At 43.3% G+C, this 26,913-nt stretch carries 29 protein-coding genes; 25 read left to right on the forward strand and 4 right to left on the reverse strand.

The genetic code is table 11. The annotated features are described in order from the left end of the window. The first annotated feature begins 225 nt into the window (after positions 1-225). The 21 genes from QFZ87_RS03165 (at position 226) to nuoN (ending at position 19,515) form a co-directional block, all read left to right on the forward strand. Positions 226-450 carry an AtpZ/AtpI family protein gene (locus tag QFZ87_RS03165; protein ID WP_309857580.1) on the forward strand — a complete coding sequence of 75 codons (225 nt, stop codon included), beginning with the start codon at positions 226-228 and terminating at the stop codon, positions 448-450. A gap of 2 nt (positions 451-452) precedes the next feature. Then, complete coding sequence (locus tag QFZ87_RS03170; protein WP_309857582.1) at positions 453-827, forward strand: ATP synthase subunit I; 375 nt, start codon at positions 453-455, stop codon at positions 825-827. Between the two features lie 22 nt (positions 828-849). After that, positions 850-1,563, forward strand: coding sequence for a F0F1 ATP synthase subunit A (gene atpB, locus QFZ87_RS03175; protein ID WP_308081821.1), 714 nt, complete (start codon positions 850-852; stop codon positions 1,561-1,563). A 72-nt stretch (positions 1,564-1,635) separates the two neighbouring features. Beyond that, a complete protein-coding gene (atpE, locus tag QFZ87_RS03180; protein WP_308081822.1) occupies positions 1,636-1,860 on the forward strand; it encodes a F0F1 ATP synthase subunit C in 225 nt (74 codons plus the stop codon). 115 nt (positions 1,861-1,975) lie between these two features. After that, a complete protein-coding gene (locus QFZ87_RS03185; protein WP_309857585.1) occupies positions 1,976-2,506 on the forward strand; it encodes a F0F1 ATP synthase subunit B in 531 nt (176 codons plus the stop codon). Beyond that, positions 2,503-3,039, forward strand: a complete 537-nt coding sequence (locus tag QFZ87_RS03190) for a F0F1 ATP synthase subunit delta (protein WP_309857586.1) — start codon at positions 2,503-2,505, stop codon at positions 3,037-3,039. The genes QFZ87_RS03185 and QFZ87_RS03190 overlap by 4 nt, the downstream gene beginning before the upstream one ends. A 24-nt stretch (positions 3,040-3,063) precedes the next feature. Beyond that, positions 3,064-4,572, forward strand: a complete 1,509-nt coding sequence (gene atpA / locus QFZ87_RS03195) for a F0F1 ATP synthase subunit alpha (RefSeq protein WP_309857589.1) — start codon at positions 3,064-3,066, stop codon at positions 4,570-4,572. A gap of 63 nt (positions 4,573-4,635) precedes the next feature. After that, the gene (atpG, locus tag QFZ87_RS03200) at positions 4,636-5,493 is read left to right on the forward strand and encodes an ATP synthase F1 subunit gamma (RefSeq protein WP_308081826.1); all 858 of its coding nucleotides are present in this window, start codon (positions 4,636-4,638) and stop codon (positions 5,491-5,493) included. A gap of 133 nt (positions 5,494-5,626) precedes the next feature. Further along, positions 5,627-7,048 carry a F0F1 ATP synthase subunit beta gene (atpD, locus tag QFZ87_RS03205; RefSeq protein WP_309857624.1) on the forward strand — a complete coding sequence of 474 codons (1,422 nt, stop codon included), beginning with the start codon at positions 5,627-5,629 and terminating at the stop codon, positions 7,046-7,048. A gap of 21 nt (positions 7,049-7,069) precedes the next feature. Beyond that, entirely contained in the window at positions 7,070-7,477 is a 408-nt protein-coding gene (locus QFZ87_RS03210) for a F0F1 ATP synthase subunit epsilon (protein ID WP_308081828.1), read from the forward strand. Between the two features lie 1,442 nt (positions 7,478-8,919). Continuing rightward, positions 8,920-9,294 (forward strand): NADH-quinone oxidoreductase subunit A, encoded by a 375-nt coding sequence (locus QFZ87_RS03215; RefSeq protein WP_308081840.1) that lies wholly within the window; start codon positions 8,920-8,922, stop codon positions 9,292-9,294. Continuing rightward, positions 9,285-9,797, forward strand: a complete 513-nt coding sequence (locus QFZ87_RS03220; protein WP_308081841.1) for a NuoB/complex I 20 kDa subunit family protein — start codon at positions 9,285-9,287, stop codon at positions 9,795-9,797. The genes QFZ87_RS03215 and QFZ87_RS03220 overlap by 10 nt, the downstream gene beginning before the upstream one ends. 3 nt (positions 9,798-9,800) lie before the next feature. Then, a complete protein-coding gene (locus tag QFZ87_RS03225; RefSeq protein WP_309857657.1) occupies positions 9,801-11,057 on the forward strand; it encodes an NADH-quinone oxidoreductase subunit C in 1,257 nt (418 codons plus the stop codon). A gap of 3 nt (positions 11,058-11,060) precedes the next feature. Further along, complete coding sequence (locus QFZ87_RS03230; RefSeq protein WP_309857660.1) at positions 11,061-12,161, forward strand: NADH-quinone oxidoreductase subunit D; 1,101 nt, start codon at positions 11,061-11,063, stop codon at positions 12,159-12,161. After that, entirely contained in the window at positions 12,161-13,165 is a 1,005-nt protein-coding gene (nuoH, locus tag QFZ87_RS03235; RefSeq protein WP_309857662.1) for an NADH-quinone oxidoreductase subunit NuoH, read from the forward strand. Before QFZ87_RS03230 ends, nuoH begins: the two co-directional genes overlap by 1 nt. A gap of 67 nt (positions 13,166-13,232) precedes the next feature. Then, on the forward strand, positions 13,233-13,652 hold the full coding sequence (gene nuoI, locus QFZ87_RS03240; protein WP_308081846.1) for an NADH-quinone oxidoreductase subunit NuoI: 420 nt from the start codon (positions 13,233-13,235) through the stop codon (positions 13,650-13,652). Next, complete coding sequence (locus QFZ87_RS03245) at positions 13,649-14,167, forward strand: NADH-quinone oxidoreductase subunit J (protein WP_309857666.1); 519 nt, start codon at positions 13,649-13,651, stop codon at positions 14,165-14,167. Before nuoI ends, QFZ87_RS03245 begins: the two co-directional genes overlap by 4 nt. Next, complete coding sequence (gene nuoK, locus QFZ87_RS03250; protein ID WP_308081848.1) at positions 14,164-14,478, forward strand: NADH-quinone oxidoreductase subunit NuoK; 315 nt, start codon at positions 14,164-14,166, stop codon at positions 14,476-14,478. Before QFZ87_RS03245 ends, nuoK begins: the two co-directional genes overlap by 4 nt. A gap of 166 nt (positions 14,479-14,644) precedes the next feature. Then, positions 14,645-16,516: an NADH-quinone oxidoreductase subunit L gene (nuoL, locus tag QFZ87_RS03255; RefSeq protein WP_308081849.1), complete on the forward strand. Its 1,872-nt coding sequence runs from the start codon at positions 14,645-14,647 to the stop codon at positions 16,514-16,516. Beyond that, complete coding sequence (locus QFZ87_RS03260; protein WP_309857671.1) at positions 16,513-18,021, forward strand: NADH-quinone oxidoreductase subunit M; 1,509 nt, start codon at positions 16,513-16,515, stop codon at positions 18,019-18,021. The genes nuoL and QFZ87_RS03260 overlap by 4 nt, the downstream gene beginning before the upstream one ends. A gap of 6 nt (positions 18,022-18,027) precedes the next feature. Further along, positions 18,028-19,515, forward strand: coding sequence for an NADH-quinone oxidoreductase subunit NuoN (gene nuoN, locus QFZ87_RS03265; RefSeq protein WP_309857674.1), 1,488 nt, complete (start codon positions 18,028-18,030; stop codon positions 19,513-19,515). A 144-nt stretch (positions 19,516-19,659) separates the two neighbouring features. Here nuoN and QFZ87_RS03270 read toward each other — a convergent pair whose 3' ends face one another. Together QFZ87_RS03270 and QFZ87_RS03275 are read right to left on the reverse strand one after the other, a co-directional pair. Beyond that, positions 19,660-19,830, reverse strand: coding sequence for a CsbD family protein (locus QFZ87_RS03270; RefSeq protein ID WP_309857677.1), 171 nt, complete (start codon positions 19,828-19,830; stop codon positions 19,660-19,662). Between the two features lie 91 nt (positions 19,831-19,921). Beyond that, positions 19,922-20,230 (reverse strand): hypothetical protein, encoded by a 309-nt coding sequence (locus QFZ87_RS03275; RefSeq protein ID WP_309857679.1) that lies wholly within the window; start codon positions 20,228-20,230, stop codon positions 19,922-19,924. Positions 20,231-20,450: 220 nt separating this feature from the next. On the opposite strand from QFZ87_RS03275, the gene QFZ87_RS03280 reads away from it, so the two are divergent. Together QFZ87_RS03280 and QFZ87_RS03285 are read left to right on the forward strand one after the other, a co-directional pair. After that, positions 20,451-21,947, forward strand: a complete 1,497-nt coding sequence (locus QFZ87_RS03280) for a mechanosensitive ion channel (protein ID WP_309857682.1) — start codon at positions 20,451-20,453, stop codon at positions 21,945-21,947. 72 nt (positions 21,948-22,019) lie between these two features. Then, on the forward strand, positions 22,020-23,306 hold the full coding sequence (locus QFZ87_RS03285; protein ID WP_309857687.1) for a hemolysin family protein: 1,287 nt from the start codon (positions 22,020-22,022) through the stop codon (positions 23,304-23,306). Positions 23,307-23,816: 510 nt separating this feature from the next. On the opposite strand, the gene QFZ87_RS03290 is transcribed toward QFZ87_RS03285, so the two are convergent. Together QFZ87_RS03290 and QFZ87_RS03295 are read right to left on the reverse strand one after the other, a co-directional pair. Continuing rightward, positions 23,817-24,521, reverse strand: a complete 705-nt coding sequence (locus QFZ87_RS03290; RefSeq protein WP_309857691.1) for a hypothetical protein — start codon at positions 24,519-24,521, stop codon at positions 23,817-23,819. Between the two features lie 65 nt (positions 24,522-24,586). Further along, positions 24,587-24,856, reverse strand: a complete 270-nt coding sequence (locus QFZ87_RS03295) for a hypothetical protein (RefSeq protein WP_309857693.1) — start codon at positions 24,854-24,856, stop codon at positions 24,587-24,589. A 162-nt stretch (positions 24,857-25,018) separates the two neighbouring features. Here QFZ87_RS03295 and QFZ87_RS03300 point away from each other — a divergent pair, with 162 nt between their 5' ends. Both QFZ87_RS03300 and QFZ87_RS03305 read left to right on the forward strand, forming a co-directional pair. After that, a complete protein-coding gene (locus QFZ87_RS03300; RefSeq protein ID WP_309857696.1) occupies positions 25,019-25,957 on the forward strand; it encodes a magnesium transporter CorA family protein in 939 nt (312 codons plus the stop codon). A gap of 126 nt (positions 25,958-26,083) precedes the next feature. Beyond that, a complete protein-coding gene (locus QFZ87_RS03305; protein ID WP_309857701.1) occupies positions 26,084-26,911 on the forward strand; it encodes an STAS domain-containing protein in 828 nt (275 codons plus the stop codon). The last annotated feature ends 2 nt before the right edge of the window (positions 26,912-26,913 follow it).

Consider the following 26,913-nt stretch of genomic DNA (forward strand, 5'->3'; position numbering starts at 1 on the left):
CAATAATAGAGTAAATTAAAATTTGATGAGAGAAAAATCTTGGGAAATTGTTTGTGGAATAATTCACTAAATTCATTGACTTTAAAAGTTGCCTATTGTATGCTAACAAAGGGTGTAAAATGATAGGGTTTTCATCGGATTAATAGACTATTTTCCACGGTGTTTCCCGCCTGTTTGCATACTATTATCCGGTTCACATTCTCTTATAGTGAGGATGCGATAAGCATGCGACAAAACAACCGCAATCCATTACAAGCTATGGCTTTAATGTCCGCGATCGTCTCCCAGTTAATCGGTTCCATTCTAATAGGTATTTTCTCAGGCAGATGGCTGGATCGGCATTGGGGTACCGAACCAATTTTCTTAATAGTTGGACTGCTTTTAGGACTTGCAGCAGGCACCTATTCCATGCTTCTTTCAATCCGTCATTTCTATTCAGGAGATAAATAACTATGCCAGATTTTAGAGTCATGTACAACAGACAGCGGAAATGGATTTTTTACTTGTTGTCCATTTATGTTCTCGGCTGGGGATTTACATCATACCAAACAATCTTCCTAGGGTTGATTCTTGGGACATGCTTTGGTTTCTTAAATCTTTGGTTATTAGTAAGAAAAACTGAAGACTTTGATAAAAAGGTATCACAGGGCAAAAAAGTCCGCTCGCTTGGGTCGCTTTCCAGGATGGCAGTAGGTGGAATAGCGGCATTAATTGCATTGAGGTATCCAGAGTATTTCAATGTAATGGGTTTAGTAATAGGATTGATGACATCCTATATTGTCATTATGATAGATTATTTTTATCATGCATTGCATGTACATAAATGAAGCGGAAACGAGGTGAGTTTACATGGAACACGGAACTCCGGATTTTAAGTTTATGGGGCTTTGGTTTAACGGGGCCAATATTCTAATGATTACGGTTGCAAGTGCGATTGTTTTCCTTATTGCAGTCCTTGCTACCCGCAAACTTGCGATGAAACCAACCGGCGTACAAAATTTCTTTGAGTGGATTTTGGACTTCGTTAAAGGAATTATCAACAGTACAATGGATTGGAAGACAGGTGGTCGATTCCACATTCTTGGGATCACACTATTGATGTATATCTTTGTATCTAATATGTTAGGTCTTCCGTTTGCAATCGTAGTTGGCGAAAACCTTTGGTGGAAATCACCGACAGCTGACCCAACGATTACGTTAACGTTAGCGGTTATGGTTGTTGCGTTATCGCACTTCTATGGTGTAAAGCTAAAAGGTGTAAAAGGATATGCAGAAGGCTTCTTCAGCCCAATGAAATTTCTTTTCCCATTAAAGATTATTGAGGAATTCGCGAATACGCTAACTCTTGGTTTGCGTTTATACGGTAACATTTTTGCCGGTGAATTGCTTCTTTCCCTATTAGCAGCTGGACTAGCGCATCAAGGAATTGCTGGAACTATTGCAGCAGTACCATTAACACTAGTATGGCAAGGTTTCTCTATTTTCGTAGGTTCAATTCAAGCTTACATTTTCACAATGTTAACAATGGTTTATATGGCTCATAAAGTGAGTCACGACCATTAATATAAACCGTTCATTACTCATGAACAAAATAATAAACTATATTTTTTTATACATTTAAGGAGGAAAAACGAAATGACAGGTTCAATTGGTATTTTAGCAGCAGCGATTGCAATTGGTTTATCAGCTATTGGCGCAGGTATTGGTAACGGTCTTATCGTAGGACGTACTGTAGAAGGTGTTGCTCGTCAACCTGAATTACGTGGTACACTACAAACTACAATGTTCATCGGGGTTGCGTTAGTTGAAGCATTACCGATCATCGGTGTAGTTATCGCGTTCATGGTTTTAAATAAGTAATTATCATTAAAACTCCAGATGGCGAAGATACATACATCCTTCGCCATTCATTTATGTCTAGTTAAATTGTTGTTACTTTCATCGTTTAGCGACTCTTGAAAGGAGTGAACCCAGGGTGTTAACAAGCAATTTTGTATTGGCTACTGCTGCTGAAGGCGGTTCCCATATTAATTTTGGAGATATCTTCTTCCAATTACTAATGTTTATTATTTTATTAGCATTGCTTAAAAAGTTCGCATGGGGTCCGTTAATGGGCATCATGAAGGAACGTGAAGCACACATTGTTAATGAAATTAATGCGGCTGAAAATAGTCGTTTAGAAGCGAAAAAACTTTTAGAAGAACAAAGAAGTCTTTTAAAAGAAGCTCGTACCGAAGCACAGAACTTAATGGAAAACGCTAGAAAACAAGGCGATATCCAACGAGAAGAGATCGTAGTTGCAGCACGTACGGAAGCAGAGCGTCTTAAAGAAGCTGCTAAGCTTGAAATTGAGCAGCAAAAAGAAAAAGCAGTTACAGCTATTCGCGAACAAGTTGCTTCCCTGTCTGTATTAATTGCTTCTAAAGTCATTGAGAAAGAATTAACTGCAGCAGATCAAGAACAACTTATTAGCGAATATATCAAAGAGGCAGGAGAAGAGCGATGAGCAATTCTATGGTAGCAAAACGCTACGCGTCAGCTCTTTTTCAAATTGCAAAAGAACAGCAGATTCTAAGTACAGTAGAAGAAGAACTTCGTGTAGTGAAAGAAGTTTTACAATACAATACTGATTTGAAAGCTGTCCTAAAATCATCAAAACTAACGATTGATAAGAAAAAAGAGGTTATAAAAGCCGCTTTTGTATCTATCAATGCCTATGTACTAAATACATTGTTAATTTTGATTGATCGTCATCGCGAAGATGAAATCGTCGAAGTGGTGGACCAGTTTATTGAACTGTCAAATAATGAAATGGGGATTGCTGAAGCAGAAGTGTACAGCATTCGTCCGCTTACAGATGCTGAGCGTACGGCTATTTCTACTACATTTGCAGCAAAAGTAGGCAAGAAATCATTGAGAATTGAAAATATCGTAGATTCCGAATTGCTTGGTGGCGTGAAGCTCCGCATCGGAAACCGTATATATGACGGAAGCTTGCGTGGCAAGTTAAACCGTTTAGAACGTAAATTGTTAAGCTAAGATTCGTAGATAGGGGTGAAACTCATGAGCATCAAAGCTGAAGAAATCAGTGCCCTGATTAAAAAGCAGATTGAAAACTATCAGGCAGAAATTCAAGTGAGTGATGTTGGTACAGTTATCTCCGTAGGTGACGGTATCGCTCGTGTTCATGGCCTCGACAATGTCATGGCTGGAGAACTTGTTGAATTTTCAAATGGCGTTATGGGTATGGCACAAAACCTAGAAGAAAATAACGTCGGTATCATTATCCTTGGACCTTTCACAGAGATCAAGGAAGGCGGAGAAGTTCGCCGTACAGGACGCATCATGGAGGTTCCAGTTGGTGAAGAGCTAATTGGACGTGTTGTTAACTCTTTAGGACAACCAATTGATGGTATGGGTCCAATCAATGCAACAAAAACTCGCCCTGTTGAAGCGGTAGCTTCAGGCGTTATGGCTCGTAAATCCGTTCATGAGCCATTACAAACAGGTATCAAAGCGATTGACGCGCTAGTTCCAATCGGTCGTGGTCAACGTGAGTTAATCATCGGTGACCGTCAAACAGGTAAAACATCTGTTGCGATTGATACAATCTTGAACCAAAGAACCGAAAACATGATCTGTATCTATGTTGCAATCGGTCAAAAAGAATCAACAGTACGTAATGCGGTTGAAACGCTTCGTAAGAACGGTGCATTAGATTACACAATCGTTGTATCTGCATCTGCTTCACAACCAGCTCCAATGCTATTCTTAGCTCCATATGCTGGTGTTGCGATGGCGGAAGAGTTTATGTACTCTGGCAAACACGTATTAATCGTATATGATGATCTTTCTAAACAAGCGGCTGCATACCGTGAACTTTCCCTATTACTTCGTCGTCCTCCAGGTCGTGAAGCATATCCAGGGGATGTATTCTACTTGCACTCCCGCTTACTTGAGCGTGCTGCGAAATTGAACGACACATTAGGTGCAGGTTCAATCACAGCATTACCATTTATCGAAACACAAGCAGGTGACGTTTCTGCTTATATCCCAACAAACGTTATCTCCATCACTGATGGACAAATCTTCTTACAGTCTGACTTATTCTTCTCTGGCGTACGTCCAGCGATCAACGCAGGTCTTTCTGTATCACGTGTAGGTGGTTCTGCACAAATCAAGGCGATGAAGAAGGTTGCAGGTACACTGCGTCTTGACCTTGCTTCATACCGTGAACTTGAAGCATTTGCTCAGTTCGGTTCTGACCTTGATAAAGCGACACAAGCGAAGCTTGCTCGTGGTGCACGTACCGTTGAGGTATTAAAACAAGATCTTAACAGACCGCTTTCAGTTGAAAAGCAAGTGGCAATCCTATATGCATTAACACGCGGATTCCTTGATGATATCCCTGTTCAAGATATTCGTCGTTTTGAATCAGAAATGTTAAATTGGTTAGATCACAACCGCAAAGAAGTGTTAGACCATATTACGAAGACGAAGGATCTTCCTTCTGATGACGATTTCGCTTCTGCTATCAACGACTTTAAAAAGACGTTTGCAGTTTCCGAGTAATATTGGGGGCGCCTAAGGGCGCTCTTAAGCTAAACATTCTTTGAATGAGGGTGGTGAGAACCAATGGCATCTTTACGCGATATTAAAAATCGTATAAATTCAACCAAAAAGACGAGTCAAATCACGAAAGCAATGGAAATGACGTCGGCAGCGAAATGGAACCGTGGAGTGATGAATGCGAAATCATTCGTCCCTTACATGGAAAAAATCCAAGAAGTAACGGCATCAATTGCAATCGGCAGCAAAGGAATTAACCATCCGATGCTTCAGGCTCGTGCTGTTAAGAAAACCGGTTATATCGTTATGACCTCTGACCGTGGACTTGCAGGCGCATTTAACAGTAACGTGATTCGACGCGTACACCAAACAATCCAAAGCCGTCATAAATCCAATGATGAATTTGCGATTATTGCAGTGGGTCGAGTAGCTCGTGACTTTTTTGTTAAGCGCGGTATGAATGTAGCCCTTGAAATAATAGGGGTTTCCGATCAGCCGAGCTTTGCAGATATTAAAGATATCGCTTCAAGTACGGTAGGAATGTTCTCTGACGGTACATTTGATGAAATATATGTGTATTACAGTCATTATTTAAGTGCCATTTCTCAGGAAGTAACGGAGAAGAAGCTTCTTCCGCTAACGGATATCACAACTTCTTCAAAGCTGGCTTCTTATGAGTTTGAACCGTCTCCAGAAGAAATCTTAGAAGTTCTCCTGCCACAATATGCAGAGGCTTTGATTTACGGTGCTCTTCTAGACAGTAAAGCAAGTGAGCATGCTGCCCGTATGACAGCAATGAGAAATGCAACTGATAATGCGAAAGAAATGATTCGTAACTATACGCTTAGCTACAACCGTGCACGTCAAGCTGCGATTACACAGGAAATCACAGAGATTGTTGGCGGTGCGTCGGCGTTAGAATAGAATTTTTAAAAATTAGCCCATTCGGCGGGCAAAAAAAAGATAATGAGCGGGAAGGCTGCATTTGTTCATGAGTGAACAGATGCGGGTTTCCAACTACGTTCATTTTCAAAAGAGTAAGTTAGGAGGGAAAAAGATGAACATAGGACGCGTAGTTCAAATTATGGGTCCGGTCGTTGACGTTAAATTTGAAAACGGTCAGCTGCCTGAGATCTATAACGCATTAAGAATTAGTTACAAAGCGCGTAATGAATCAGAAGTTGATATCAACTTAACCCTTGAAGTAGCCCTTCATTTAGGTGATGATACTGTTCGTACGATTGCAATGGCTTCCACTGACGGTGTAACTCGTGGAGTAGAAGTAGTGGATACTGGTGCACCGATTTCCGTACCAGTAGGGGATGTAACACTTGGACGTGTATTTAACGTATTAGGTGAGCACATTGACCTTGCTGATGAAATCCCTGCAAGTGCACGTCGTGATTCGATTCACCGCGAAGCACCAACTTTCGAAAATCTTTCTACTGAGGTAGAAATTCTTGAAACTGGAATTAAGGTAGTAGACCTTCTTGCACCATATATTAAAGGTGGTAAAATCGGTCTATTCGGTGGTGCCGGTGTAGGTAAAACTGTATTAATCCAGGAATTAATCAACAACATCGCCCAAGAGCATAGCGGTATTTCCGTTTTCGCTGGTGTAGGTGAGCGTACTCGTGAGGGTAATGACCTTTACCACGAAATGACGGACTCTGGCGTTATTAAGCAAACAGCGATGGTATTCGGACAAATGAACGAGCCACCAGGTGCACGTATGCGTGTTGCCCTAACTGGTTTGACTATGGCTGAATATTTCCGTGATGAGCAAGGACAGGACGTTCTTTTCTTCATGGATAACATCTTCCGTTTCACGCAAGCAGGTTCCGAGGTTTCTGCCCTACTTGGCCGTATGCCATCTGCGGTAGGTTACCAGCCAACTCTTGCTACTGAAATGGGTAAATTACAAGAGCGTATCACATCTACTAACGTAGGTTCTGTTACATCAATCCAAGCGATTTACGTACCAGCCGATGACTATACGGATCCGGCTCCGGCTACAACTTTCGCTCACTTGGATGCAACGACTAACCTTGAGCGTAAGCTTTCTGAGATGGGTATCTACCCTGCGGTGGATCCACTTGCATCAACTTCTCGTGCATTGTCACCTGAAATCGTTGGTGAAGAGCATTACGAGGTATCACGTCGTGTGCAAAAAACGTTACAACGTTACCGTGAACTACAAGATATCATCGCAATCCTTGGTATGGACGAACTTTCTGATGAAGATAAGTTAGTCGTACTTCGTGCGCGTCGTCTACAGTTCTTCTTATCACAAAACTTCCACGTAGCTGAACAGTTTACTGGACAGCCAGGTTCATATGTTCCTGTTAAGGAAACGGTTAAAGGATTTAAAGATATCCTTGACGGTAAATATGATCACCTTCCTGAAGATGCATTCCGTCTTGTTGGACGCATCGAAGAAGTGGTTGAAGCTGCAAAACGCATGGGCGTAGAGGTCTAAATCCTGCCAGGAGGGTAAAAAATGAAGACGATTAAAGTCAATGTTGTTACTCCCGATGGCCCGGTGTATGAATCAGATGTGGAAATGGTTAGTACAAAGGCTCAAAGTGGTGAGCTAGGTATCTTACCTGGTCACATTCCGTTGGTTGCTCCTCTTGCAATTGGGGTTGTTCGCCTCAAGAAGGATGGAAAAACGGAACTGGTTGCGGTAAGTGGTGGATTTTTAGAGGTCCGTCCTGATCAAGTAACCATTTTGGCGCAAACGGCTGAAAAAGCATCCGATATTGATGTTGAACGTGCAATAAGGGCGAAGGAACGTGCAGAACAGCGTATGCACGATCAGCATGCTGAGCATATTGACTTCAGACGTGCGGAGCTTGCCCTGCAACGTGCCATCAATCGCCTCGCCGTATCGGAAGGTAGAAAGTAATAATAATTTATATTTATCAAACCCCTTTGGCGGATTATTTTGGATCCGCTGGAGGGGTTTTTGCGTTTTGGGATTTGGTGTTTTGTCTTGGTGGATTTGATTTGTTGGGTTGAGGGTCTTGGCGTTGATAAAGAGGTGGAAGTGGACGATATGATGGTGGAAGCGGTCGATAAGTAGTTTTTGCTGGTGAATCTATCTGGGATTTTTATAAAAATGGTTGCTTAAAGAATTGGATAGCGGAAAAATCACTAGATTTGCTTGTATAAGTGGGTGGGAAGTTAGTTTGGCGGTCTTGCGACTGTATTTTTAGTGATAGTTTTAGTGGTTTTGGGAAGTAGAGTGGCGATTTTGAAGTAGGGAGCTTCTACATCTACTTTTGTTGAGGGAAAGCTAGAGAAAGTAGAAGTAGAGAGATTCTAGACCTACTTTTGACACGGGAAAGCTAGAGAAAGTAGAAGTAGAGAGGTTCTACATCTACTTTTGACGAGGGAAAGCTAGAGAAAGTAGAAGTAGAGAGGTTCTATATCTACTTTTGACGAGGGAAAGCTAGAGAAAGTAGAAGTAGAGAGGTTCTACATCTACTTTTGACGAGGGAAAGCTAGAGTAAATAGAAGTAGAGAGGTTTTACTTATACTTTTGTTTGAGAAAAGAAGAAAAACGTTTATGTAGAGAGTTAGTTACGGCCAGCTTTGCGACCAGCCTTTTTATGTGAAGTTACTCTTGGTAGGGGAAACACTGCATGATTTGTACATTTTTGCATATGATGGTAGGGCGAAAACAAGATTGGAATTGTGATAAAAATGTAAATTTATTGTTTTTACATATTGTGAGACGAATTTTTATATAGATAGGGAGAAAAACGCCGATTTAGTGAAGTTTTAATGACAAATCTCACATACAATGTTCAAATTTTGTTGTTAAATTGGGGGTGTTATCGAGTTTTAGTAGTGTTGTTGCGGTTATTGTGAACCTTTTGCTGGGAACAGCATGTGGCTCTTCCGAGCCTTCCACCATGCACGTCATCTTCCGCTAACGCTCCAGATCACGTGCGCTAACCCCATGGGTCTTCTAATCAGTACTTGCTTGCTGTTCGCTCATGCGTCATCTCTGATGTCCATTCAAGGGAGCCAACTCAGCGAGATCACGCAAACGCTCAGGAGGGTACCCATGTCGACAACCTAGTGTACCGTAAAAATTGAAATTCTCCCGCATGTGCTACCCGCACATTGCGCTTCAGCTATCGCTGAAGCTTGCGAAAATTTATCAGTTTAAGCCCCTTTTGAGAGCGAGCTCTCAAGTGTCTTAAACTGATAAATTTTCGCTGCGGGAGAATTCCAATTTTAAGTATAATGGCTTGTCGACATGGGTTTGTAACAATGCTATAATGAATTCGGTTACAATATTCATTAGTATGAAAATTTACAACATTGGAGGGGATAGACATGGAACTTCTTAATGTATATCAGAATAATTATCTGATAGTTTTTGCGTTTCTGTGTCTTGGGGTGTTGCTGCCGGTGGTGGCATTATATTTAGGTAAGCTTTTGCGTCCTCATAAACCTAGCGATGCGAAGTTAACCACATATGAGAGCGGTGTTGAGCCATTTCACGATTCCCGTGTACAGTTCAATGTCCGCTATTATATTTTTGCCCTTATGTTTGTTGTTTTTGATGTGGAAACGGTGTTTTTATATCCATGGGCTGTGGCCTATGATAAGCTAGGTGTTTTTGCGTTAATCGAGATGTTAATTTTCGTGATTATGCTGTTAATTGGCCTAGTGTATGCTTGGAAGAAGAAGGTGCTACAATGGATTTAAAACTAGATGGCATTTCACCTAAGGAAATGGAAGATTTACAAAGAAGTGTATTTATGACTACGCTAGAGCAAATTAAGGCCTGGGCTCGAAGTAATTCGATCTACCCGGTGACATTTGGTCTGGCTTGTTGTGCGATTGAAATGATGGGTGTAGGCGGAGCGAATTATGACTTAGACCGTTCTGGTTCGTTTTTCCGTACGTCTCCAAGGCAATCGGATTGTATGATCGTGTCTGGGACAGTGACGAAGAAAATGGCGCCAATTTTACGCCGATTGTATGATCAAATGCCTGAGCCAAAGTGGGTTATTGCGATGGGTTCTTGTGCAACAGCTGGCGGGCCGTATGTAAAGTCGTATTCAGTTGTTAAAGGGGTCGATCAAATCGTTCCTGTTGATGTATACATACCTGGATGCCCACCAAACCCAGCTGCTTTAATTTATGGAATCAATAAATTAAAGGAAAAGATTCGCTATGAAGCGAAGACTGGGAAGAAGGTGATCTAACCGATGAGTGGGGAAAAGGATCTTGAACAGTTAAAGAAAGAGGCGGTAGCGAAGGCAAAGGCTGCGGCGGCTGCAAAACGGGCGGCAAAGGCTGCAGTGGAAGCTCCATCAAAACCTGCGGAGCCGGCTAAAGACGAAGCACCTGCATCAGCGGCAAGCGAAACGCCAGTTGAAAAAACGGTGACACCGACTGAAGCACCGGCAACAGCGCCAGTGAATGACGCGGATGACCTTGCCAAGAAAAAAGCGGCAGCGGTAGCGAAGGCGAAGGCGGCAGCAGCGGCAAAAAGAAAAGCGATGGAGCTCGCAGGAGCTTCGGCACCATCAGAATCAGCCCCAGCGGAGGAAACAGCCGGTACAGGTGCGAATGAAGCCCCAGCGGCTAGTTCTGATACGGATGACCTCGCGAAGAAAAAAGCAGCTGCAGTAGCGAAGGCGAAGGCGGCTGCGGCAGCAAAGAGGAAAGCCATGGAGCTAGGTGACACACCTGAAGCAGCTGGAGATGACGTACCATCTGGTGATGATGCGAAAGCGAAAGCGGCAGCAGCGGCAAAAGCAAAAGCAGTAGCAGCAGCCAAAGCGAAGGCAGCGGCAGCAGCAAAGGCGAAAGCAGCCGGAATGGCCGACGCGGACGCGGCAGCAGGCGGCGATGATGAAAAGGCAAAGGCGATTGCAGCAGCCAAAGCAAAAGCGAAAGCGGTAGCCGCAGCCAAAGCGAAGGCAGCAGCAGCAGCAGGCGGAAAAGCTGAAACAGCTGCACCAGCAGCGGAAGCTAAACCCTCAGTCAATCAGCCATTTTTAGATAAATATTTGAAAGTCATTGAAGAAAATATGGGATCTGATGTTTTAGAAGATTCTTATATTAATAAACTTTCAAAGGATGTTCCAACACTTGTAGCGAAACGTGAAACATATTTTAAACTGGCTCAATTTTTAAAATATAATGAGCTGTTAGGGTTTGATTATTTATCAGAGCTTCATGGATCAGACTTCGAAACACATATGGAGATTTATGTTCACTTATTCTCATACAAAAACCGTCAATCCGTCGCGTTAAAAGTGAAGATTGACCGTGATGAACCAATCATCGAGTCCTTGCAGCCGCTTTGGGCAGGCGCAGAATGGCCTGAATGTGAAGCCTATGATTTATTAGGAATTAAGTTTACAGGACATCCGGATTTACGTCGTATCTTACTCGGCGAAGATTGGGTTGGCTATCCACTGCGAAAAGATTATGAGCCTTACGATGTGGAGGTGTAACCAATGATCAGAACAGAAGAAATGATACTAAACGTAGGACCTCAGCATCCAAGTACTCACGGCGTTTTCCGTCTTGTTGTAAAAATTGATGGAGAAATCATTGTTGAAGCGACACCTGTAATCGGATATTTACACCGTGGGACTGAAAAAATTGCTGAGAACCTGCAATATACACAGATTATTCCATACACAGACCGATTGGACTACTTGTCATCCATGACAAACAATTATGTCCTTTGTCATGCCGTTGAGACGATGATGGGGATTGAAGTTCCAGAACGTGCGGATTTCCTTCGTGTCATTGCGATGGAATTAAACCGGATTGCGAGTCACCTTGTTGCATGGGGTACATATATTCTTGACCTTGGAGCTACAAGTCCGTTCATCTATGCATTCCGTGACCGCGAAATGATTATTAATATGCTAAACGAACTTACGGGTGCTCGCCTGACATTTAACTATATGCGTGTCGGCGGAGTGAAGTGGGATGCTCCAGAAGGCTGGATTGAAAAAGTAAGAGACTTTGTGCCATATATGCGCGGTCAGCTTGCTGGTTTCCACGATCTTGTCAGCGGAAATGAAATCTTTTTAGACCGTGTAAAAGGCGTTGGAAAGTATACAAAAGAAGAAGCCATCCAATATTCACTTAGCGGACCTAATCTTCGTAGTACCGGTGTGAAATGGGATCTTCGGAAGGATGAACCATATTCGGTTTATGACCGTTTTGACTTTGATGTTCCAACATCGGAGGACGGTGATTGCTTAGCTAGGTACCATCTACGCCTTGCTGAAATCGCAGAATCCTTGAAAATCCTCGAGCAAGCAGTGGAGCAATTTCCTGCTGAGGGAGCAATTCTTGCCAAAGTGCCGAAGATTATTAAGGCGCCTAAGGGTGAAGCTTTTGTACGAATTGAATCACCACGTGGTGAAATTGGCTGTTATATTGCGAGCGACGGTAAAAAAGAACCGTACCGCTTAAAGTTTAGAAGACCATCCTTCTATAACCTGCAAATTCTCCCAAAACTGTTAAAGGGCGAAAACATTGCAAACATGATTGCTATTTTAGGGGCAGTGGATATTGTCCTTGGGGAGGTTGACGGCTAATGATAGAAGAATTGCTACAGTCAAGTCCTAGTTGGGCTAACTTTGGGATTTTCTTTTTACTCGGTGCTGTCTTACTTTTAATCGTATTAGGCTTCGTTACTTACGGAATTTTAGCAGAACGGAAAGTAATGGGTTACATGCAGCTCCGTCATGGTCCAAACCAAGTCGGCGGTAAGTGGGGACTCTTACAAACGGTCGCTGACGTCCTCAAGCTTTTATTAAAAGAGGATATTATTCCGAAGGCAGCCGACAAGCCATTATTTATTATTGCACCGGTCATTGCTTTTGCACCATCCTTTATGGTCCTAGCAACGATGCCGTTCACTGACAAATTTCAGTTTGCCGATATCGGTGTGGGATTACTTTATTATATTGCCGTTTCTGGATTGACTACCTTTGGTATGCTGCTAGGCGGCTGGGCATCGAATAACAAGTATGCACTCTTAGGAGGTATGCGTGCTTCAGCCCAGATGATTTCCTATGAGATTCCGCTTGTTATGTCTGTCTTAGGCGTTATTCTTCTATCAGGAAGCTTGAATCTAAATGAGATTGTGGCAGCACAGAAGAACGGATGGTTCATCCTCTTGCAGCCAATTGGATTTATTGTCTTTTTCATTGCATCGATTGCGGAATTAAATCGGACACCATTTGACTTGCCTGAATCGGAAAACGAACTAGTTGCCGGTTACCATGTTGAATATTCCGGATTCCGCTGGGCATTCTTTATGCTCGCCGAATATGTGTATTTGTTCGCGATGTCTGCTTTGATTACGGTTATCTTTTTAGGCGGATGGTTAGCGCCGATCAGCTTCCTAAGCTTTATTCCTGGAGCGGTTTGGTTTTCACTTAAATTCAGTGTGGTTGTCTTTGTTTACATTTGGCTGCGAAGCACGTTCCCACGTTTCCGCGTCGATAAACTAATGGAATTTGGCTGGAAAGTACTTTTGCCAATAGCACTAGGCAACATATTCCTAACGGCTTTAATCAAATCATTATTTTTCTAAATCAGGAAAGGTGCCTGACACCAATACCACCACTAACAATTCTTAAAAGGTAAAAGGGGTGAAAAACGTGCTTGGATTAGCAAAAGGCTTGAAATATACCCTAAAACAATTAACCAGAGAAAAGGTTACTTACGATTATCCGAATAAGCCGATTCCACTGCCAGATCGCTTCCGTGGTATTCAGAAATTTTATCCGGAAAAATGTATCGTGTGTAATCAATGTATGAATATCTGTCCGACCGATTGTATTGACCTGACAGGTAAAAAGCATCCGGATCCAACGAAAAAAGGGAAAATCATCGACACATACGACATCAACTTTGAGATTTGCATCCTTTGTGACCTATGTACGGAGGTTTGCCCAACTGAAGCCATCATCATGACCAATAACTTTGAGCTCGCTGAATACAGCCGCGATATGTTATTTAAGAACCTTGAATGGTTAGATGAAAACGACGAAAACATACGGAAGGAGAATAAAGCATGACCTTCTCAGGCGAATTCCTCGCATTTATGGGACTCGCACTTGTTGCGATCATCGGCGGCGTGCTTCTGTTGAACCTAACGAAAGTGGTTCATATGGTTGTTGCCCTGATTTTCACTTTCGTCGCAATCGCCGGTATTTACGTTCTGCTATCTGCAGAATTTGTAGCTGCCGTACAAATCTTAATTTATTCTGGTGCGATCACCATCATCATGCTGTTTGGCATTATGTTAACGAGGCATGATGACGAAAGTGAACCTAAAGCAGGCAGATGGAGAAAGTTACTCTTGTTCTTAGGAATTGTAGGTTTTGCCTTTGCAGTGTATATCGGCATCTACGATTTCAACATCGAACAGACACCATCCACGCTGCACGAAAATAACACGTTACAAATTGGTAAGGCACTTTACTCAAAATATGTCATTCCATTTGAGTTAACATCGGTTCTACTATTAGTAGCCCTTGTCGGCTCCATTATCTTGGCGAAAAATGAGAAAAAGGGGGCGGATAAGGAATGAGTTCAGTTCCCGCTTCAGCCTTCTTGGCACTAGCACTTATTCTGTTTTGCATCGGCTTATACGGTGCGTTAACGAAAAGAAATACAGTAATCGTCCTGATCTCAATCGAATTGATGCTGAATGCTGTGAATATTAACTTGGTCACTTTCAGCAAATACGGTTTGGCGCCATCGATTACAGGCCAAATCTTTGCCCTGTTCGCAATCAGCGTGGCAGCAGCCGAAGCAGCGGTCGGACTAGCGATTCTTATCGCACTCTACCGCAGCAAGAAAACCGTCAACATCGACGAAATGGACACAATGAAAAACTAGATAGAGCACTTTGGGTGTCAGGCACCACAAAAAGACACTCCGCCCCATTTGTCCGCCTCGGGAGGACAGCTTTCGTTGAGCGAAGGATGTCCATCCTAGAATGACAAAGTAGGGATTTGTCCACGGAGGGTGTCAGGCACCATGTTCTATAAAGGGGATAGTGATAATGATGGAGAATGCATGGCTCATACCGCTTTTCCCGCTATTATCGTTTTTGATCCTTCTTCTATTCGGTAAGCGGTTGAAGGAGGCAAGCAGTTATGTGGGGATTTTGCTCACGCTGGCGTCGCTTGTCTATTCAATCCTTGTGTTATTTGAGCGCTTTTCAGAGCCAACTTACGTCACGAAATTTGACTGGCTCACGATAGGAGATCTGCATCTAACAGCGGGCTTTGAAGTGAATCAATTAAATGCATTAATGCTGTTTATCGTATCGCTCGTAAGTTTCTTAGTACATACCTACTCCAAAGGGTACATGCATGGAGACGAGCGGTTTCCAGTATTCTATGCCTACTTAGGATTATTTACCTTTGCAATGCTTGGGCTGGTTCTTTCACCAAACCTGTTGCAAACCTATATTTTCTGGGAGCTTGTCGGTGTCGGTTCGTTCCTATTAATCGGTTTTTATTTTTACAAAGAAGAAGCGAAGGCCGCTGCGAAAAAGGCGTTCATCATGACCCGTATCGGGGATGTGGGCCTCTTCATCGGGATGTCTCTTCTATTCTGGGAAACAAAAAGCTTTGAATATAGTGATATTTTTGCCGCTGTTGAAGCTGGGAAGATTTCACCGACAATGATTACGTTAACTGCGATCCTTATTTTCATCGGAGCAGTCGGTAAATCAGGTCAGTTCCCGCTTCACACTTGGCTTCCAGATGCGATGGAAGGTCCGACACCTGTATCGGCCCTCATCCACGCAGCGACCATGGTTGCCGCAGGGGTATACTTAGTGGCAGCACTATTCCCACTGTTCTTAGCAAGCCAAACAGCACTACTTACCATCGCGGTAATTGGTGCATTTACAGCAATCTTTGCAGCGAGCATCGGTCTGGTGCAAACGGACATTAAGCGTGTATTAGCGTACTCAACGGTTTCACAGCTTGGGTACATGATGCTTGCCCTAGGGTCTGCCGGCTATGTGGCGGGTGTGTTCCACTTAATGACTCACGCATTCTTCAAGGCGTTACTATTCCTTGCAGCAGGTTCTGTCATTCACGCGGTTCACACACAAAACATTGAAGAAATGGGCGGGCTTTGGAAAAAGCTGAAGCTGACCGGACCGCTTTTCTTAATCGGAACACTTGCGATCAGCGGTGTGCCGTTATTTTCCGGATTCTTCTCCAAGGATGAAATCTTAGTCGCTGCATGGGAAGGCGGGCATCCAGTCCTTTTCTTGCTAGCATTAATCGCAGCCTTTATGACTGCATTCTACATGTTCCGCTTATTCTTCCTAGTATTCACTGGTGAAGCACGTGGCGATCAAAAACATGTACACGAATCACCGTCCAACATGACATTCCCGATGATTCTTCTCGGTGTCTTGGCAGTGGTCGCTGGTTATGTCAACACTCCATGGTTCGGTACGTTCCTTGGCGATTGGTTAGTGGATGGCAATGAAGCACTTGCACATCACGGCCATGTCGAAGGTCCAGTCTGGATTATGATTGCAGCAACACTCGTTTCTTTAGCAGGAATTTTCCTTGCTTATATGATGTACTACAAGCGTTCACTAGCCCGCAACTGGTTGAGCGGTACAGGTGACACGCTGCACACGATTCTTTTCAACAAATATTACGTTGACGAGTTCTATCAATTGACTGTCGTAGCCGCTACAAAAGCAATCAGCTACTTCCTACGCTTCATCGATGTTTTCCTTGTAGAAGGGCTCGTGAAGGGCGTAGTCGGAATCGTCCAAGGACTTGGTCAAACAGGTTCGAAGATGCAGACCGGACAGGTTCAAACCTATGGCGCAGTGGCCTTCATCGGTCTCGCAGTATTAGCCGTCATCTTTGCATTAACAGGGGGGTACCTACGATGAATTTACATGCAGTCCTTTCCGTCCTAGTATTCTCCCCTTTACTAGGTATCGCGGTTTTGGCATTCATGCCTAAAACGCAGGAAAAATCAATTAAACTAGTCGGCTTTTTAGCGACACTGCCGGCGCTAATCCTGGCATTAGCGGCCTATCTCCATTATCAATGGGGCAAGGATTTAGCGGACTTTTCCGTATCGGTTCCATGGATTCAATTCCGCGGCATGAACGGGATTTCCGAGCCGATTTTCTCGGTTTACTACGAGCTTGGATTAAGCGGCTTCCAGCTTCTATTGGTTGTCTTAACAGCGGTTGTTGCGACACTCGCATCCATTGCTTCCATTTTTATAAAAAAAGAATGGAAAGGTTATTTCATGCTATTCCTTCTTTTAGAAGTGGGCATGCTTGGCGTGTTTACCGCTGAAAACTTAATCCTGTTCTTCATCTTCTTCGAAGTAACACTGATTCCGACCTTCTTCTTAATCGGAAAATGGGGTTATTTTGAAAAAGAAAAAGCAGCTTACAGCTTCTTGATTTATAACGGTTTAGGATCAGCAGTCCTGTTGATCGTGATTATGATACTGTTTGCAAAAACAGGAACATCGAATATTGAATTATTAACACAAATGATGGCCGATCCAAATACACCGGTAACGGGTGATTTGAAGCTTGGCTTACTGATTGCGCTTTTAGTAGCGTTTGGTGTAAAATTACCGATTTTCCCATTGCACAGCTGGATGCTGAAGGTACACGTTCAGGCACCGCCATCAGTCGTTATGATTCACTCTGGTATTCTGTTAAAGATTGGTGCGTACGGATTAATCCGTTTTGGAATGGGTATTTTTCCGAAGCAGTTTGAGACGCTTGCGACCATCATTGCTGTACTTGGAGTGATCAATCTACTCTACGGGGCGTTTCTAGCGTTCATTCAAACAGACTTTAAAATGGTTTTGGCGTATTCATCCATTTCCCACATGGGAATCGTGTTAATTGGCCTTGCTGCGATGAATGAGGCAGGGGTTCAGGGAGCGATTTTCCAAGTGATTTCACACGGATTGATTTCCGCGCTCTTGTTCTTCTTAGTGGGTGTCTTGTACGAACGTACGGATACATCATTAATGGAAAATCTGGGCGGAATGGCGAAGGGGATGCCGATTGCCGCAGGCTTCTTGCTTGCCGGTGCGATGGCATCACTCGGACTGCCGGGTATGTCTGGGTTTGTCAGCGAATTTATGGCGTTCTTAGGTCTTTTCAAAGAAATGCCGTGGATTGCAGCAGTTGGTACCATTGGTATTATCATGACGGCAGCCTACTTACTGCGTGCGGTTCTAGGTATGACGTACGGCAAGTCACACCGTGAATTTACTGGTGTGGTTGATTTAAAAGGCGTGGAATTTATTCCAGTCCTTGTACTTACATTATTAATCGTATTAATTGGTGTGTATCCAAGTGTTCTAAGCTCTCCGCTGCAAACTACACTTGAAACAATCATGCTAGGGTTAGGAGGGTGATGAAGGATGGATTTTGACTCATTGAAATCATTTGAATGGAGTGTCATGACACCGGAGTTCATCATCCTTGGTGTGTCAGCACTATTAACATTGCTCGATTTATTTATGCCGAAAAAACAAGACAGACGTGTGCTTGGCTGGATCGCGATTCTTGGGGTTTTCGCAGCAATCGTGTCTGTTGCCGGCTTGTTGAACACAGATGTCACTTCAATTTTAGAAGACAGCTTTACACTGGATGGCTTTGGCAAGGCCTTTAAACTATTGCTTCTTGTCGGATCAGGGCTGGTGCTATTTTTAGCTGTCAGCTATGAGAAAAAGGATGGAGTGGAAGACAGTCACGGTGAGTTTTACTACCTGTTCTTAGCAGCGTTGCTCGGTGCGATGATTATGACTTCCAGCGGTGATTTAATCACTCTTTTCATCGGATTAGAATTATTAACGGTTTCTTCTTATATTTTAGCGGGTATTCGCAAACACCATGTTGAATCCAACGAATCTGCGATGAAATACGTCATCAACGGCGGAATTTCTACAGCGATTACGTTATTCGGAATGAGTTATGTGTACGGGTTAACCGGTACCACGAACCTTTTCAAGATCGCGCAAACTCTTGCAGGGATTGGTGATGCGCAACAGACCTACTTACTTGGTCTTGCTTTCTTAATGATTTTTGTTGGTTTATCCTTTAAGCTCGCGGCAGCTCCGTTCCATATGTGGGCACCTGACGTGTACCAAGGAGCGCCAACACCTGTTACTGCTTTCTTAAGCGTAGTTTCTAAAACAGCAGGCTTTGTCATCGTCATTCGTATCCTTATTGCTGTGTTTTACAATGCAGCACCAGAGGGTGGAGCCGGTGGTGAAACCATTCTGTTCAAGATGCATGACTACTTAGCAGTGATCGCAGCGGTAACAATGGTTGTCGGTAACGTGGTAGCTTTGAAGCAGTCGGATATTAAGAGAATGTTCGCATATTCCAGTATCGCCCATGCAGGGTATGTGCTAGTGGCTATAACAACTATGAGTGCGAACTTAGTATTCTCGATCTGGTTCTACTTGCTTGCTTACATGTTGATGAACCTTGGTGCCTTTGCAATCATTCAAGTGGTGACGGAAAAATCAGGCTCAACAAAGATTGCTGATTTTGCTGGCCTTTACCGCCGTTCGCCGGTTCTTGCGGTGTTAATGGGAATTTTACTCGTTTCCTTAGCAGGCTTTCCGGGTACAGCAGGTTTTATTGGAAAATTAAACATCTTTGTCGGGGCGTTTTTCGGCACTCCGCATTATGTCCTAGCATCGATCATGATTGCGACAACGGTTGTTTCTTATTTCTACTATTTTGGCGTCATGACGCAGATGTTCTTCCGTCCGGCTAAGGACGAAAGCAAGCTACGTGTGCCATTTGGAATTGTGGTTGTCCTGCTGGTTGCGGTTGTCGGCTCCGTCTTGTTCGGAGTAGCGCCAAACCTGGCACTCGACTTCTTGAACAATATGTAAGGTTTTTGGTTTTTGGGGGAAATAGATTGACCGGCAGGCTGCCTTGGGGAAGGCAGCCTGCTCAAATAAAGGGGTTATATATCAAAAAGAAGAGGTTGGGGAACCTCTTCTTTTTTTATGGTTGCCACTATTCATTTTTTCGTTTTAATCTTCCATCTTTTCCTTCACATCGCCGTAGCCTTCTTGTACTTTTCCTTTGACCTTATCCATTTTGCCGTCTACTTCGGTTGAGCGATCGTCGGTTAATTTGCCCCACTGTTCTTTTGCCTCGCCTTTGGCCTGTTCCAAATTTCCTTTTACTTGATCCTTATTCATTGTATCGTCCTCCTTGTTTTTAGTTAGTATTTTAAATACCAATATTGGTATGGTATTAAACATGTTTTTTTACAGCTAATAGCCTTTTAGGTTACAGGTTGTCAGGCTCGTCCTTCTTTTCACCATCGCTGATACCATTATCCTGGTCGACACCATCGCCAACACCGTCTTCCTTCAATTCTTTCTCAATGTCCTCTTTGGCTTCTTTTAAATTATCCTTTGCATCCTTGAAGGAGGTATCGGCTTCCTTCTTAGTATCTTTATCGATGGCGTCCTTTTGCTCGCCATCACTGATGCCATTATCTTGATCGACGCCGTCGCCACAGCCGGCTAAGCCGCCAAATGTGAACAAAACCGCTAAACCACCCGCTAATAATTTTCTTCGCCTATTGGTAATCATATAAGTCTCCTCCTTGTAATTTGTGTGTTTCGTTGTGTTGGTGACTATATTCCCGGCGAAAACAAATTCAAAACCTTTCTTTTTTGAAAAAATTTTCCCTTCATTAAATGCATTTTTACAAAAAGTTAGTTTGCTAGATTGTTGGTTTGAATGAAGAGAGACGGGGTAATACAGAGAGCAGAACAAGATTCGAGTTTGATACGAAAAGGAGAGAGGTTATATGAACGCAAATGAAATGATGATGGGCTGGTCCTCATACTTTCAGGACATTCCCAATCTAATCATGGCATTACTCGTGCTATTAGTGGGTTGGCTGATCGCCAAGTGGATTGGCCGAGGCGTAGAAGCGGCCTTAAGAAAGACCAGCTTTGACGATAAGCTATTCTCAAAGTTTGGTAAGCGAAAATACTCATCAGAAACGATAATCGGAAAAATAGTTTACTATCTTTTATTAGTAGTAGTTTGGACGATCTTCTTCAATATGTTGAGCTTAAGCTTTATTGCCACACCATTCGTTCAAATGCTTTCGACCATTACGGCGGCAATTCCTAATCTATTAAAAGCAGCACTTATCTTACTGTTTGCCTGGGTGGTCGCGTTCTTGCTGTCCAATCTTTTCACAAAAGCAGCTGCCCGATTCCATTTAGAAAATCATTTAGTGAAACGGAAGCTGGCAAAAGGTGAAATTGATGCGATGAATAAAGTGAACAGCATCTCGAAGGTGATTTTCTACTTAGTACTTCTCTTATTTTTACCAGGAGTATTAGGCGCACTGCATATGGAAGGCATCTCAAAGCCTTTTGCACAAACCTTATCTGTGTTACTCGCGTTTATTCCGAAATTATTTGCAGCCGCATTGATTGTCTTCATTGGCTGGTTGATTGCCAAAATCGTTCGTGATGTGTTAACGAACCTATTAACGAACGTAGGGCTGGAAAAAGTAAGTCAGCGTTTAGGCTTCGATCAATCCGTAGATGGACGAGCGAGCCTTGCAAATATAATTGGAAATATCGCGTTTATCTTAATCTTACTTCCAACGATTATTACGGCTTTAGAAAAATTAGATTTGAAGGGCGTTTCGGAACCAGCAATCAGCATGCTTCGTGCGGTACTGTCGATGATTCCAAACATCGCTGTGGCCGTGTTGTTGATTTTAGCAGGAATTTGGCTTGGAAAAATGGTGGAGAAAATCGTCACCCAAATGCTGTGGCGCGTAAGGTTTGATAGTCTATTTCATAGAATGGGCGTCGGCTCATTAACTCCGGATGCTTCGAAAACAACTCTGTCACAGTTGGTTGGGTTGCTGGCAAAAGTCGTAGTGGTTCTGTTATTCACGGTGGAAGCCTTGCAAATTGTCCATCTAAACTTCTTAGTGACACTCGCGACCGGCGTCATTGCATATTTACCAATGCTGTTTGCGGCCCTTGTCATCCTGGGGATTGGTTTATATGTGGGGCACTTGGTGGAACGAATCTTACAGAATGTGCTGAAACAAACCTACTCTCGCACACTAGCGGCGGTAGCGAAATACGCTGTGTTTGCGATTACCATCTTTATGGCACTAGATCAACTCGGTGTCGCACATAGCATTGTCAATGCTGCCTTCATCCTTGTCCTTGGTGGACTGGCCCTCGCCTTTGGACTAGCCTTCGGAATCGGAGGAAAAGATTTCGCAGCCAAATATCTACGCAAACTAGACCAAAAACTCGAGGAGTAAAACTTGGGGTCAGTCCCCCACTGCTTTACAGCAGTGGGGGACTGACCCCATCTCTGTAAGGTGGGATAATTTATGATAATGAAGTTGGTATCTGTTGCTTTGTTGATTGCTTTGACCGGGTTCTTTGTGGCGATTGAATTTGCGATTGTGAAGGTTCGGCCTTCGAGAATAGAGCAATTGCTGGGAGACGGAAAGAAGGGAGCGGCTGCCGCCAAAAGGGTGGTATCCCATTTGGATGAGTATTTATCGGCCTGTCAGTTGGGGATTACGGTAACTGCATTAGGATTGGGGTGGCTTGGGGAACCAACGGTAGAAAAGCTGCTGCACCCGTTGATGGAAGCCCTCCACTTGAATGAATCTCTTACCCATATTTTATCGATAGGAATCGCCTTTGCTCTCGTCACCTTCTTGCATGTGGTCGCAGGAGAATTGGCGCCAAAGACGGCGGCAATCCAGAAAGCGGAGACGATTACGCTGCTGTTTGCTACACCAATAATCTGGTTTTACAAGCTCATGTATCCGTTTATTTGGGTATTGAATAGTTCGGCACGCATGCTTACAAGAATGGTAGGATTGAAGCCGGTTTCGGAGCATGAGTTAGCACATTCGGAGGAAGAACTTAGGATTCTTTTATCCGAAAGCTTTAAAAGTGGGGAAATCAACGAGAACGAGTGGACCTATGTGAACAATATTTTTGAATTTGATGAGCGGACAGCTAAGGAAATTATGGTTCCGCGGACCGAGATGTCCTGCTTGTCTGTCGACGATAGTCTCCAAAAAGTAATCAAAACAGTAAGGGCGGATAAATATACTCGTTTTCCAGTCATGAATGGGGACAAAGATCATATTATCGGCGTATTGAATGTGAAAATGTTTTTAACCTCTTCGATATTGAAGAAGGAAAAGGATTGGACGCTATCATCCTATATCCAGCCGGTTATCCGGGCGATTGAGACGATTCCAATTCATGATTTGCTGGTGAAGATGCAAACAGAACATGCGCATATGGCGATTTTGATGGATGAATATGGAGGAACCTCTGGGTTAGTGACGGTCGAGGATATCCTGGAGGAAATTGTCGGTGAGGTAAGAGATGAATTTGACGCCGAAGAAGTCGCGGCGGTAAGAGAATTTCCGGGAAATAATTTTGTGGTAGATGCAAAAGTAGGGATTAGTGAGGTGAATGATTTACTCAGTACAGATTTATCGGAAGATGGCGTCGATACAATCGGCGGATGGTTTCTACAACAAAATGGTGATGTTGAGTTGGGAGCCGCTGTAGAAGCTGAGGGCTATGAGTTCTCCGTGGAAGAGGTCGATGGGTATCATATTTTGTATCTAAGAATTGAGAGACGTTGAAAAAGGTCCTTACCCAGGACCTTTTTTTCAAAAGTTAAAAAAGTATAATTCTGTCCCACCACAGTCCTTGATCTGTGGTGTTTTTTATGGAGGAATGGGTGTAGTTTAATAGTTGGCGAGTAAAATGGGGTTATTGACGAGTAAAGTGTGAATTTAGACGAGTAAAATAGAAAATCGACGAGTAAATCATATATTTGACGAGTAATTCATCGAAAGTGACGAGTAAGACAGGAAAACATAAAAAATAGGAAATATTAAAGGTAATTTAAGAGGGGATCAACACATAATTTGAAAAGAAGATACTTGAGCCAGGTATACACGCCAGAACAAATAAAGGGCTTCTTAGAATTCGTCACACAAACAGGAAAATAACTGTGCAAACCAACGGTCAGCGATCCTCATGCCGTCGTTTTTTTGTTGTTAGGAAATTATAAAAAGGTCCGAGTGTGGTACCTGAACTAGTTGTCCGAATCTAGCTCCAACGCATAGCCCCTCCGCCTTTTGTCCCGTCTACATTTCCTCGTCCTTCCGCTTCTCCTCAAGAACCCGCCAATCATGCTCAAAGGCCGACCACAGCACTTTTTTATCCCCAAATAATAGGAGCTGATCACCTTCATGGAGCACCACTCCGTAGATGTCTTTCCTCAATTTCATTCCGCCTCGTTGAATAAAGAGGACCACGAAATCCATTCCTTGATGTCCGGGAATGACATCATGAATCGTGCGGTTATGTAGCGACGATTCCTTATAGATAGGCAGATTGAGCACGGCTTCCTTTTTAGCGGTTAAAAACACATCCCGCACCGGCAAATCAGCGAGCTCCACATTCTGTTTCATTTGACGATTAAACAACGTGGACAACAGCCGCTGAATCCGAGACATTCGTAGCACAACAAAGACCATTAGTGTCCCAGTGGCAACGGTGATGATTTCCTTCGTTCGGAGCCCTTCGGAAAGGAACTGGCTGATCGAGGAAATAATGACTGCAAGCGAGAAAGCACCAAACAGAATTAAAAAAATAGCCAGTTTCCTTCGTATCGGGTGTCCTAAAATCAACTCAGATTCACCCGTCGTAAAGCCTGTTCCAGTCATCATCGAAATCACCTGAAACCGCGAGATTTCCACCTTCAGGCCCGTACAACGAAACAGCACCACAAAAATCTCAATAACCGCGGTAATAATGACAAAATAGACCAGTAAAAAGAAGAGGACCATTTTTCCACCTCAATTTGGGGACAGTCCCCCACCGCTTTAAAGCAGTGGGGGACTGTCCCCGAAAATTATTGTATTTTTTCATTATAGAACTGGACGGAGTACATTGCGCCTTCACTTACCATGTTGTTGTCTTCGACATCGTGTGGGTGGGGGTGTCCGCCTTTTTCAATCGGAAGCTGTTCGCTTTTTTCAAAAACAGTCGGCTTCACCTTGCGCTTCCACTCCCGCAGGACTGTTTCTGCTTTCACACGATTTGGCTTAGACGACAACCACATTGCAGCAGAGGCACCAATTCCCACAGCTACTAATGATTTCATACCAAACACTTGCTTCATAACCAATCCCTCCTAGAAAAATTTGTTCCAAAAATCATCCATTCATATCAACCAATCGATTATTCTATTTGAACAATGTATACCCACTCATCCACCTCTCAAACATAAAAGTTTCAATCCCGACAAAACAGGGAACTTTAAACATAAAAAAAGGAGACCGCCATGATCACCTACCGCACACCGACCAACTGGACATGGATTCAGGCAAAACAAAAGGAAATCGAGCAACTCACTCCCATCCTTGAACATGAAAGCAGCATCGATTGGCTGCAACAAATTCAAAACAACAAAACCAACTCCCTCAGGGTAACCATTACCCCTGATGGAAAAAAAGTAGTCAAAGGCACACTCATCTATAAACAAAGCTTCGAAGAGGAACATGACGTCAAACTCTTCCATTTCTATGTCACCACCGATCAATGGGTAACAATCGACTTGGATTGGGGCACCCTGAACCACATCGATCTCCAGCTTCTCCAACGTCAAATCAGCCAAACTACCAATGCCGTCGAAGGCTTCATGCTGTTCATCGCAGAATGGATGAATGCTTGGCTGGTTGAAATTGACCGGTTTGAAGAGGACTTAAAAACCCTGATCTGGAGCATCCGCAAACGAAATGAAACGAGCATTCTCGAGCTCGTTTATTTGCGCAGGCACGAACTATTAGTGTGGAAGAGTCTCCTCATTCCGGTCAAAGAGCTAAAGATGGCGATCGAAGAAGTGAATCTTCATGAACCCTGCGAGGGAAAAATTTTCCCAATGACCTGCAAACGGATTGAACGTGCGCTGACCCTTCTCCAGGAATACGAACATGAATTAGATTCCATTATCAATTTAGAGGAAGTCATCTCCTCCCATCGGGGAAATGAAATCACTAAAACGTTAACCGTAATCACCACTGTGTTTACCCCAATCATGGCCTTCGGAGCCTTATGGGGTATGAACTTCAAGCATATGCCCGAACTCGAATGGAGCTTTGGCTATCCATTATCGATCATTTTCATCGTCATCTCCACCATCCTTCTCTATGCGTATTTAAAAATCAAAGGCTGGACAGGAGATTTATTAAAAGGGAAAAAACGAGGTTCCTTTTTTAAGTGAGGGACAATAAATGACCAAGCACTAGTACTTTTGGTCTAGTTCATTCTGATGATTTTTTTAAATAGAGTATATTGGTATAATAGTAACTAGAAATAATAGGAAAAAAGGTAGGATGGGAGAGGTACGATGGAAAACGCAACTCGAATGATTGAGTTTATTCAAGCGAACAGGGGACAGCTTTTACAAGAGTGGGTAGAAAAAATGGCCGCGATGGATGAGCAGAAATTATCAACCGTCATAACCGACCAAGTTTATACGAATATTGGCGATGAATATATTAATATATTAGTTCATGATTTAATTAATCAGGACAAACATGCAAAAAACAAAATAAGAGATTTCGCACAAAAAATGGTCCAATTAGGCTGGAATTTGAACTTTATTATGGACAGCTTAATGGAATTTTCAAAGATTATGTTTTTCCACATGGTGGGAGAGGCTTCAGAAAAGGAACAGATTGAATTCGGCTGGGCATATGATAAGTGGGTAACGCCGATTAACAAAGAAGTGCTCAATCACTATGCATCGTCCTGGCAAAGGACCGTTTCACTGCAAAAAATTGCTCTTCAGGAATTGTCAGCGCCGCTGATTCCGATTTTTGATAATATCACCGTAATGCCATTGGTCGGGACAATCGATACCGATAGAGCGAAGCGAATCATGGAAAATTTATTGCAAGGCGTCGTGAAGCATCATGCACAAGTGGTGTTAATTGATATTACGGGTGTGCCTGTAGTAGATACAATGGTAGCCCATCATATTATTCAAGCATCAGAGGCGGTCCGATTGGTGGGAGCTAAGTGTTTAATCGTCGGCATTCGACCGGAGATAGCGCAAACCATCGTTAATTTAGGGATTAACCTGAATCAGGTCGTTACGAAAAACAGCCTGCAAAAAGGGGTTGCCGCTGCATTGGAAATGACAAATCGGAAAATCGTCTCAGTGGGGGAATAAGC

Origin of the sequence: Bacillus sp. SLBN-46, assembly GCF_031453555.1 — a bacterium.
In the GTDB taxonomy this organism is placed as follows: domain Bacteria; phylum Bacillota; class Bacilli; order Bacillales; family Cytobacillaceae; genus Neobacillus.